Here is a 9,922-nt window from a genome sequence, read left to right as displayed (position 1 = left end):
TTGCATGATCGGCTGAGCAGTGATGGACAATGTCGTATTGTCTCAGGTTCAGATCGCCGCAGATTCAGCCGCTGAGGAATAATTCAGCGGCTCCCTAGCAATTAAGCTGGGTCAATTCCAGGGCAGCGCAAACACTATCTTGCCATCTCCGCATCATCGCCGTGACATTTGGAGAGAATTTAAGCGCTTGTTGCATCTATAATTCTGCATAGCAATTTTTGCTCGCCCTACAACCCAATTGGTCGCCTTTTGGAATTTCCATATTTCATAGCCTGTCTTGGTCATTTCGCAAGAAACAACCAACCGAGCCTTTTCAAATTAGGAACTGATGGACTCAGCAAGCCGAATACTTAGTGCGATCACTGTGCACGTGAAGGGCCTAGATTTACCGCACCGGTGCGAGCGCACATGCATCGCCGGACTCGCCGACCGCTATCCTGCCGCGATATGCACGGCGCAGCCCGCACCATGAGCTCTCGATCCTGGTTGCTCAGTTGGGTCGGCGCCGCCGATCACGAGGCTGCGGAGGGTAAGCGCGCCGGCGAACTGGGGCCGGTTGCGTCGGCGCTCGCCACGCACCAGCCGGCGTTTGACCGGATCGTCTTGCTGACTAATTACGATGTTGAGCGCAGCCGGCGTTATGCAGCTTGGCTACAGCGGACGACCGGCTGTGCCGCTCCGGACTTGTATCCTATCGGCCTAGCCAGCCCAATTGATTATGCCGGTGTGTACGCCCAGGTAAGCGCCCAGCTCAAGCAATTGGCGCTGCCGCAGGATGATGTGGACCTGACGTTCCACCTTAGCCCAGGTACTCCTGCGATGGCGGCGATCTGGATTATCCTCGCCAAGACGCGATTTCCGGCGCGGCTGATTCAGACATCGAAAGAGAAGGGGCTGGAACGCGTCGACTTCTTCTTCGACTTGGCCAATGAATTCCTGCCTGAGTTCCTGCAGCGTGGCAGCGAGCGCATCGATCGGCTTAGCAGAACCGCGCCGAAGCCAGCGCCCGAGTTCGGCAAGATAATCCATGGCAGTCGCGTCATGCGCGAACAGATCGGACTCGCCAGTAAGATAGCGGCGTTTGAGGTGCCGGTGCTAATCCTGGGCGACACCGGCACCGGCAAGGAATTGTTTGCTGAGGCAATCCATCGCGCTAGCGTACGCAAGGGAAAGCCGTTTGTCGCGGTCAATTGTGGGGCAATCCCGAAGGACATGGTGAATAGCGAGCTGTTCGGCCACGTGAAAGGGGCCTACACGGGGGCAGCGGCCGAGCGCGCTGGTCATTTCCGCGAAGCCGAGGGCGGAGTCTTGTTTCTCGACGAGATTGGCGATCTTCCGCTCGACGCCCAGGTGCGCCTTTTGCGTGTGTTGCAGCAGCGGGAAGTGACGCCGCTGGGAGCCTCGGTGCCGTGCAAGGTCGACGTGCGCATCGTCGCGGCAACCCACCGCGACCTAACGGCTGATGTCGCCGCTGGACTGTTTCGGGAAGATCTGTTTCACCGGCTGGCGGTGGGTATCCTGCGCCTGCCACCTCTGCGTGAGCGCGAAGGTGACCTTGACCTCTTGATCGACTACCTGCTGGCAAAGATTAATGCCGATGGCGCAGGCCGTCCCGAAACCCAAACCAAGGAGCTGGCGTCGGGCGGGCGCGAACGCCTGCGCGCGCATCACTGGCGAGGCAATGTCCGTGAGCTTTACCACACTCTGTTGCGTGCCGCGATCTGGTCCGACAGCGCCACCATCGACGAGGACGATGTTACCCGCTCGCTGGTGCAACTGAGTCCGCCCGACGGCGGCGTGCTGGAACGCCCGCTTGCAGCCGGGTTCGATCTCCAGGGTGTGCTCGACGAAGTATCCCGGCATTACTTCCAGCGCGCGCTGGCCCAGTCCGGCTGGCGTAAGAAGCGTGCTAGCGACTTGCTAGGATTCCAGCATTACCAGACGTTCGGCAACTGGGCGGAGCGCCTTGGCATCGATGTCGACTGCGCCGAGTGAAATTTCACGAGAGAGTAAATAATTTTAAGTGGACATAAAAATATTTACACCAAACCAATCCGTTCTACAGTTGATGAGTTCGTAAGCCATTGATTGAGTGGGACAATACGGCCCGCTTCCATTGGCACGATCTTTGCTGAACATAATAGCGGCGGCAAGACCAGCCGATTATTAACCGGAGCGGGATAAATGGGATTCGCAAAATACGCAGAAGACGACTTGAGCAGATATCACGCGGCGACCGTGATAAGGGACCGCGAACACGAACGACTGAAAGCCGGCGCTGGCACCGGCCACCACCAACCAGGCAAAGGAGCACCATCCATGCAGCAACCCGCAGCGAAACAGAGAATGAAGGACTTTGCCATCGCCAAGCCGCGTCCGCTGCCAGTCATTGTACTGGCCGACGCCAGTGGCAGCATGAGCGAAAACGGCAAGATCGAAGCGCTCAACCACGCACTGGCGGACATGGTCAAAACCTTCGCCAGCGAAGCGCGAGTACGGGCTGAGATTCAAGTAGGATTGATCACCTTCGGCGGCCGCCAGGCCGAGCTGTATGAACCGCTGACGCCGGCACACCAGATTCAGAATCTACCAGCCATCCAAGCGGCAGGCGCCACGCCGCTCGGGCAGGCATTAGCGCTGGTCACCGCTCTGCTGGAAGACCAGGAGCGCATTCCATCACGTTCTTATCGGCCGGTGCTGGTACTGGTATCTGACGGCCTGCCGACCGACGAGTGGGAACCCGCCCTGGCGGCCCTCGAGAAGTCCGAGCGGGCCTCAAAGGCGACCCGCATGGCGATGGTGATCGGAGACGAAGCCGACGGACAAGTCCTGGCGAGGTTTGCCAACGACCGCGAAGCCCCGGTATTCCGGGCGCATCAGGCGCGCGACATTCACCGCTTCTTCCAAGCGGTCACGATGAGCGTGGCGACGCGGACAGTTAGCGCCAATCCCGACCAGCCGACCGGGCTATTGCTGGGCGAGGCACCTGATGACGAGGCGCTGGACCTGGATTTCTGATGCTGCTCGCGGCAGGCGCTTCGATACGCGGACCGGCCCACACCGAAAGCGGCGAGTGCAATCAAGATGCACTGGGCCTGTGGGGCTGGCGCCATGGTCAGCTGGCGGCAGTTAGCGACGGACTCGGCTCGCGTCCATTTAGCCATCTCGGGAGCCGGCTGGCGTGCCTGTCGGTACGTCAAGTGCTGCGCCCAGCCGCGTCGTGGGACAATCCCAGGGGCCTGATTGGCCAGCTTTACCGGCACTGGCTGCAGGCGCTGCCTATAGCTCCATCGCGGGCGCCGTGCACGCTGCTGTTAGCGGCGTGCCGACCGGACGGCGATACCCTTGTGGCCCAGCTCGGCGATGGTGTGTTGGCCTACCGGGCCGGCGGCCGCTTCGGCATCCTGTCCCCTGCACGCACTGGTTTCTCCAACCAGACCGAGGCGCTCGGCATCAGCCGTTCCTGGGCCAGCTGGCATGTCGCGCGGCTGCGCCTGAGCGCGCCTGGCGACGCCCTTTTACTGATGACTGATGGCCTGGCTGATGACCTAGAACCGAGCCGTACCGACGACTTCCTGCGGATGCTGCGTCGCGAATGCGCGGCACGCAGCCGCAGACGCGCGCGGAATTGGCTCCGCTGGCAGCTCGAGGCGTGGCCAACGCCCGGTCAGGCCGACGACAAGACGATTGCAGTGATTTACCGACGATAGCGATGAATAAGCCACAAAAGAATCCAAGCAAGCGTGTTGTGCTTGACACCAACGGCATCGAGCACGAATTGATCGAACGCTTAGGTGAGGGCGGCCAAGGGGTGGTGTTCCGCACCCGCGATCCGGGCGTGCTCCTCAAGTTGAGCAAGGTCGGCCTGGCCGACGCCCGCGTACAATCCTGGTTTCACCACGTTTCTTGGGTCGCGCGCCAGCCGCTCACCGGTTTGCAAATCGCGGTGCCGGTCGCCCTGATCGACAACCGGCACAATCCCGGCTACGTGATGGAACTGATGGACGGCATGGAGCCGCTCGGTCGCATGCTGGAGCAAGCGGCCCAGGCGCTGCAGGAGGGCGAGGGCCTGGACAGCTATCGGGCCAGCGGCGGCGTCGCCCGGCGCGTGCGATTGCTGGCAAAGCTGGCCCGCATCCTCGCCGAGCTGCATGGACGCGGGCTCGCCTACGGCGACCTCTCGCCGGCCAACGTATTTGTCTCCCGTTCGGTCGACCACGACGAAGTCTGGCTCATCGACAGTGATAACATCAGCGTGTCGAGCCGCACGGGCGGTCGCATGATTTGGACCCGCCAGTTCGGGGCGCCGGAAATCTTGCGCGGCATGTCAGGTATCAACAGCCTGACCGATTCCTGGAGCTTCGGCATCCTCGCTTTTCAGCTGCTAACCTTAATCCACCCGTTTAAGGGTGACCTGGTGGAGGACGGGGTCGCCGAGCTTGAAGAGCAGGCGCTGCGCGGCGAGCTGCCCTGGATCGACCATCCCCGGGAGCATGCCAATGCATGCAGCGGCGGCTTGCCGCGCACCGAGTTGCTCAGTCTGCGTCTGCGGACCCTGTTCGAGCAATGCTTCAATGCCGGCCGGGAAGAACCGGGTGCGCGGCCCTCGATGGCCGAATGGGCTGAAGGGTTCGAAGCCGCCGCCGCCATGCTGGCGCAGTGTGAGCCCGAGGATGGCTGCGGCAGCAGCTTCATCTACAACCCACGCGCCTGCTGTCCATTCTGCGATACCGTCATCCCCGCAGCGCGTCACCTGCGGCTGCGCCATGTCGTCTTCGCACCTATGACCGAGCTGGGAGAAGGCGCCAGCGAACACGATCAATGGCTGGCCACGCCCGACCTGTTGCTGTTGCAACATGGCTATGAGGTGGTGTTGCGCTCGTCTCCGGTCGGGACCTCGACCTACGCCTCCAGTCCTGCGAGGTGTCGGCTGAGGTTCGACGAACAGGGTCTGCACCTGACGCCCCTGTCTACCCTAGGCCTGCACGTGGCAAAATCGAACGGCGGCCCGCTCAAGGCGCTCGACAAGCCTTTCCTATTCAAGCGCGAGTGGCAGGCGAGAGCCACCGCTTCGATCCACCTCGGCGACCCGACCCGTACCCATTCGGTCTGGCGCTTCATCTGGTGAGCATGCGATGAAACTGGCAGAGTTTCCACTTCTTCATCCCGATATGTTCGTGGTTGCGACTAAGGCTGGCGCGTTGGCCAACTGGGAGTTAAACACTGAGGTTCGGTTCTGGCGCGACGACAGCGGGGCCTGGCTGGCGCAGAATGATGGTGCAGTGATGGTCGAGCTGCGTTCGCCCGGCTTGGCCGCGCGCCTAGAGCGCAGGGAGCTGCCGTGGCTGCTGCGCAGCGTGCGCGGCGAGAACGTCTACTTGCAGTGCGCGGAACCCATGGATTCGATCTACCTCGATGCGCCGCTCGAGCTGTGCATCGACGAGCACATCGCCGGGCAACTGGCGCGCGATGGCGTGATCGCGCGTGGCGACCTGGCGCTAGCACTCGCCTGGTGCCGGAGCGCCTTGCTGGTCGAGGGTAGTCCGCAGCGCTTGGCTGCCGTGCGCTTCGATTCCGGCGAGCCAGGTGAGTGGCAGGTGGTCGGCAACCTGTGGCGCGCCGACTTGCAGCGCTCGGCAGAGGGGCGGGTGCTGGTCAGGCGGCTGATACGTTCGCCACACCGGCCGGAAGCGTGGACCTTGGTCGAGGGCGCGATCGGATTCGCCGACGTGTCGGTCACTAGCCAGCTTATGAGCGAAGGGCAGCAGGCACTACTGCGTCAGGCGCTCCAGACCCACGGTGACTACATCGACTTGTGGAAGAAGTACAGCGACGTCGAATGGCAACGTTCCCTGCGCCAGGCCGGTGCGTTGGGGGTGCTCGCCTACCGCAGCTGCGAGGAGGCGTCTGACGAGGGCGGACTGGTCCGGTTCATGGTCGATGCCGACGATCTGGCGGATTTCAGAAAGGCCTGGCTGGCCCTGGAATCTGATGGCGCGCTTGCACTGGAGGCGCACGCCCACCGTCCCGACTGGCATTCGGCGCGATACCAAGACCTGAGTGGCACCGAAAGCCGGCGTCGCTTCCGCGGACGTCCGCGTTTCGAGCGCGGCTCGGTGCTGATCGAATCGACGTACTTGCCGCCGCCGGAGGGCTTCCTGTACCTGTCGCTCACCGGAGACAAGACCGTCCAGGAGCGCCGCCAGAAAGCGCTGCAGAACATCAATACCCAGGCCCGTTCGCTCAGGCTGCGATATATCCTGCAGGGCGTCGGTGTACCTGTGTCGCGCATTACCAGGCATGCGCCGCTGTCGGCCTCGGCGCGTGCCTGCTTTAAGCACGGCGCCGCGACCCCGAACCAAGAGGCGGCCATCCGCGCCGCCCTCGAAACGCCGGACGTTGCGCTGATTATCGGGCCTCCTGGAACCGGCAAGACCCAGGTGATTGCGGCGTTGAGTCGCAGGCTGGCAGAGATCGGTGGTGAAGGCGGAGCCCAGCACCAGGTTCTGATCACCAGCTTCCAGCATGACGCGGTCGAGAATGCCCTCGACCGGACCCGGGTGTTCAACCTACCCGCCGTTAAGATCGGGTCGAGCCGCAAGAACGAAGGCGCCGACGCGGTGCGGCAGTGGTGCCTGCAACAGCACCATGAACTCGAACGCGCGCTGGTGCTGCGCGAGGCCGACGAGCCGCACGCTGCACTGCTGAACACGGTGCACCTCAAATTAGCGACTCTGCGCCATGGCCAACTCGACGTGGCGGAACGCGCCGCGCTGATGCGCGCCGTCGCCGATACCCTCGAGCAGTTGCAGACGACGCACGGAATTCGTCTGCCTCGCAGGTTGCAGGACGAAATGCGCGCCTATCTGGCCCAGATACCTAACGGCGCCAGTGTGCGACCGTCCGGCGGTGCCAGATTGCGCGTGCAGGCCCTTAAGCGCGTGCGCGCGCTGCGCCATACGCTGATCGGCTTTGCCGATGATGGCGCGGCACGCGCCGCCCAAGCGCATGCCGCGCTGCTCGCCTGCGGCGTCGCGGTGGATATCGGAGACTTGTACCTGCTGGGCCAACTGCAAGAAAAGACGGCGCTGGACGAGGCCGAGGCGGAAGGTGTGGTCGCCCTGCGCGAACGCCTGATCGATCTGCTGCGTGCCGACGATCGTCCGGCACTGCTTAGGCACCGGCTGGACGTAGCTGGCCAGCATCTGATCGGTGCTATCGAAGAGGCATTGGCCGACAGGCTGAAAACCTCGCGCCTGGGCGTGAGTGGCGTGCTGGCGCGCTACCGCGATGCGTTCGTCAACCACCCGTCTCGCACACGGGAAACCGTCCGCACCTATGCGATGGTGGTGGGCGCCACCTGCCAGCAGGCCGCCGGTGTCGAGATGGCGAGCCTGAAGTCGCTTGCCGGTATTGGCGATGCCGGGATCGTGTTTGACACCGTCATTATCGACGAGGCTGCACGTGCCAATCCGCTTGACCTGTTCATCCCAATGTCGATGGCCGGCACCCGGGTGATCCTGGTCGGCGATCATCGCCAGTTGCCGCATTTGCTGGAGCCAGAGGTGGAAGACGAAGTTGCGCAGCAACACGATCTGGACAGCGCCGAGCGGCAGGGTTTCGCGGACAGCCTGTTTGAGCGCTTATGGCGCCAGCTGAAACAGCGAAGCGAGAAGGATAGCTTCAACCGGGTGGTCATGCTCGATACCCAGTTCCGCATGCACCCCTTGCTCGGCCAACTGGTTAGCGAACAGTTCTACGAGAAGGAGGGGCTTCCGGCTCTGAAGCCGGGACGCGCCGAAGACGCTTTCCTGGCCGATATTCCCGGCTACAAAGGCAAGGTTTGCGGTTGGATCGACGTTCCCGTCAGCCGGGGGCCGCAGGACCGGAGCAATGGCAGTCGCTTGCGCGCGCCGGAAGCGTTGGCTGTTGCAAGCGAGGTCAAACGCTTGCTCGAGCACGGCGGTCCGCACCTGTCGATTGGTGTCATCACGTTCTACAGTGCGCAACGCGACTTGATTTTCGAGGAATTGATGCAGTTGAATATCACCGAGCGCGACGCAGACAGCGGCCGCTGGCAAGCTCGCGCGCCATGGGACGGTCTGACCGCCAGCGGCGATGAAAGGCTACGAATTGGGACGGTCGACGCATTCCAGGGAAAGGAGTTCGACGTAGTGTTGTTGTCGGTAGTTAACACTAGTGCCTTGGCCCTGCCGGGCCCGGGGGATGCAGTTGCGCGCGCGAAGGCCGCGAACGCCAAATACGGTCATCTGCGGCTGAGTAATCGCATGAACGTCGCCATGAGTCGGCAGCGCAGTCTGCTGGTGGCCGTTGGCGACTGCGCGCTGGCCGGCGGCGTAGAGGCCGACGAAATGGTGCCGGCACTGGCGGCATTTCTGGCACTATGCAAAGGAGGGCGTGGCATTGTTCGCTGACCGTTATGTATACTTCGAAAACAAGTCGCGCCAAGAGGGGCGGCAGGGACTGCTGTGGCCGGCCTATGCCTGGAAGGTCCTGTTTCCTTCCGAACAGCAACGCCTGGGCGCCAACCTGTTCCAGGAAGCCATACTCGGGCTGTTGCGTGCCGGTGAACGCGATGTGATGCAGTTGTCCGGGCTGCTCTCCCTCGACCCAGAACTGGTGCGCTACATCATCGCGACTCAGTTGCAGCCCAATGGCTGGGTCGATGAGCGCATGAAGGTGTCGCCGGACGGCGAACGCCTGCTCGACGACGCCGAGGACCTCCGGCTCGACCTGACTCTTGGTTATGCATTTCAGGATGCTGTGTCCGGCGCTTGGTTTCCTCGCTTCGTCACCAGCATGCCGGAGGTTCGGCCGCATGCGTTTGACGCACGGGGACGCCCAGCCTTCCTGCTCGACCGCGAACGCGGCTGGATTGACCGTCCGTTTGTCTTGTCGCCGGCCATTGCTCGCCCCGTGCTCGAGGTCGGCGCCCTGACTGAGGCCTATCGCGCCTACCGGAAGGACATTGCGAGCGCTGCCCGGCGTGGCCAGCTGGAAGGTGGCGTTGATTTCCAGGCGATCGAGGCGATCGACTCCCAGCCCACCCCGGTCTATCTGTGGTGCGAGCTGTACCGGGACGAGTCCGAACCGCAGCCGTGGTTGGTCAGCGATCCGTTCCGTCTGCGCAAGGCGGCGGCTTGGTTGCGCAAGCCCCTATTGGTACTGGCACCGTCGAATCGAGGCTTGGTGCAGCGCATGCAGCGCCTGACCGGCGCGCAGGATACCGAGTTGTCCGCCGAGGAATGGCTGCGCCAGGTCGAGGGAAGCGCGCAGTTGGCGGCCTGGAGCGACTACCCCTTCGTCATGAGCCAACCACTGGTGTCTGAACACCTCATGCGGCTGCTGCGCCAGCGCGCGAAAGTGCAAACCCAGTCGCGCGTCAATAACGAAGACGTGGGTCTGCTAGCCGGCGAGTCCTACAACCTGATTGAGGCCGTGCTCAAGTGGATGCTGGTGCGCTGGAGCTGCGACACTTCGGCTTGGCCGAAGACGCAGTGGCGGCGCGACCAGGCCAGGCAGGAATTTAACAGTCTTCGGCTGGCCGCAGTGTCGCCGCAACTGGTGGAACAACTGGCTGGCCAACAGCCGCGCATGATCGCCGGGGCGATCAACAGCCAGAGTGGATCGTTTAAGGCCTTGCTGGCAGGCGCCGTGTTCTGTGCTGCGGTCCACCCCGACCACCCCCTTCACAGCGTGCCGGCTGCCAGTCTGCAGCTGGATCGCCTCGCGCCGCTGGCGGATTTCCGCAACGTGGCAAGCGGCCATGCGTCGGGCGTCAAGGTGACGCTGGCCGACGCGCAGGACCGCAGCCGATTTGCCATCGAATGGATGGCCTTGTTCCAAACCTGGTATTGAGATCATGGGAAAAAGCAACCGTAAAAATAGTATTCCGCAACCT

General features: G+C 62.8%; 6 protein-coding genes. All 6 read left to right on the top strand.

Features of this window, described 5'->3' with window-relative positions; genetic code table 11:
- Positions 1-468: 468 nt before the first annotated feature.
- The 6 genes from ASD15_RS16805 to ASD15_RS16780 all read left to right on the top strand — a co-directional run bounded on the left by ASD15_RS16805 (position 469) and on the right by ASD15_RS16780 (position 9,879).
- Positions 469-1,995 (top strand): RNA repair transcriptional activator RtcR family protein, encoded by a 1,527-nt coding sequence (locus tag ASD15_RS16805; protein WP_057156150.1) that lies wholly within the window; start codon positions 469-471, stop codon positions 1,993-1,995.
- A 324-nt stretch (positions 1,996-2,319) separates the two neighbouring features.
- Positions 2,320-3,018, top strand: a complete 699-nt coding sequence (locus ASD15_RS16800) for a VWA domain-containing protein (RefSeq protein ID WP_200953979.1) — start codon at positions 2,320-2,322, stop codon at positions 3,016-3,018.
- Positions 3,018-3,710 carry a PP2C family serine/threonine-protein phosphatase gene (locus ASD15_RS16795; RefSeq protein WP_057156145.1) on the top strand — a complete coding sequence of 231 codons (693 nt, stop codon included), beginning with the start codon at positions 3,018-3,020 and terminating at the stop codon, positions 3,708-3,710. Before ASD15_RS16800 ends, ASD15_RS16795 begins: the two co-directional genes overlap by 1 nt.
- A gap of 2 nt (positions 3,711-3,712) precedes the next feature.
- Positions 3,713-5,128: a lipopolysaccharide kinase InaA family protein gene (locus ASD15_RS16790; RefSeq protein WP_162249908.1), complete on the top strand. Its 1,416-nt coding sequence runs from the start codon at positions 3,713-3,715 to the stop codon at positions 5,126-5,128.
- 7 nt (positions 5,129-5,135) lie between these two features.
- Positions 5,136-8,435 carry a DEAD/DEAH box helicase gene (locus tag ASD15_RS16785; protein WP_082551891.1) on the top strand — a complete coding sequence of 1,100 codons (3,300 nt, stop codon included), beginning with the start codon at positions 5,136-5,138 and terminating at the stop codon, positions 8,433-8,435.
- On the top strand, positions 8,419-9,879 hold the full coding sequence (locus tag ASD15_RS16780) for a hypothetical protein (RefSeq protein ID WP_157200981.1): 1,461 nt from the start codon (positions 8,419-8,421) through the stop codon (positions 9,877-9,879). Before ASD15_RS16785 ends, ASD15_RS16780 begins: the two co-directional genes overlap by 17 nt.
- Positions 9,880-9,922: the final 43 nt, after the last annotated feature.

It is taken from the genome of Massilia sp. Root351, assembly GCF_001425045.1.
Classification (GTDB): Bacteria; Pseudomonadota; Gammaproteobacteria; order Burkholderiales; family Burkholderiaceae_D; genus Rugamonas.
The sequence above is the reverse complement of the archived record's forward strand: the minus strand, read 5'-3'. Positions and strand labels throughout refer to the sequence as shown.

Excerpts from the sequence above, each read along its gene's own strand:
- ASD15_RS16805 (WP_057156150.1), top strand. The coding sequence starts at position 469 with ATGAGCTCTCGATCCTGGTTGCTCAGTTGGGTCGGCGCCGCCGATCAC.
- ASD15_RS16800 (WP_200953979.1), top strand. The coding sequence starts at position 2,320 with ATGCAGCAACCCGCAGCGAAACAGAGAATGAAGGACTTTGCCATCGCC.
- ASD15_RS16795 (WP_057156145.1), top strand. The coding sequence starts at position 3,018 with ATGCTGCTCGCGGCAGGCGCTTCGATACGCGGACCGGCCCACACCGAA.
- ASD15_RS16790 (WP_162249908.1), top strand. The coding sequence starts at position 3,713 with ATGAATAAGCCACAAAAGAATCCAAGCAAGCGTGTTGTGCTTGACACC.
- ASD15_RS16785 (WP_082551891.1), top strand. The coding sequence starts at position 5,136 with ATGAAACTGGCAGAGTTTCCACTTCTTCATCCCGATATGTTCGTGGTT.